Origin of the sequence: Methylacidimicrobium cyclopophantes, from assembly GCF_902143385.2 — a bacterium.
GTDB classification, from domain to species: domain Bacteria; phylum Verrucomicrobiota; class Verrucomicrobiia; order Methylacidiphilales; family Methylacidiphilaceae; genus Methylacidimicrobium; species Methylacidimicrobium cyclopophantes.
In genome coordinates this window covers 1-518 of sequence record NZ_CABFUZ020000266.1, presented here as the reverse complement: position 1 = coordinate 518, position 518 = coordinate 1, and the positions used below count along the sequence as shown (strand labels likewise).

Here is a 518-nt window from a genome sequence, read left to right as displayed (position 1 = left end):
CCCAGGGTTAGCCGGCACCTAAGTCGAGGCCGAAAGGCGTAGACGATGGACAACAGGTTAATATTCCTGTGCTGCTATCTTGACGTTTGAGCTTGGGATGACGGGGACACAAAGATTAGCAAACCTAGTAGACATGGTTTGTTCAAGCTGGATATATCGCTCCAGGCAAATCCGGAGCAATATGATATTGAAGGCGAGTACGTTGGCTCTTGGCCTAGAAGTAATTGGAGTGTCCTCCAAGAAATAATCTCGTTAGTGAGTTAATTTGGCAACCGTACTAAAACTGACACAGGTAGGCAGGGAGAGAATCCCAAGGTGCTCGAGAGAACCCTCGTTAAGGAATTCGGCAAAGATACTCCGTAACTTCGGGATAAGGAGTGCCTTTTTAGCTTCGGTTAAAAAGGTCGCAGTGAAGAAGGTTTGGGCGACTGTTTACTAAAAACACAGGTCTCTGCTAAAATGTATAATTGATGTATAGAGACTGACACGTGCTCGATGCCAGAAAGTTAAGGGGATAG

General features: G+C 45.9%; 1 rRNA gene. It reads left to right on the top strand.

Annotation, left to right across the window (positions count from 1 at the left end):
* Nucleotides 1–518, top strand: a 23S ribosomal RNA gene (locus FN369_RS10760); the annotation flags it as partial.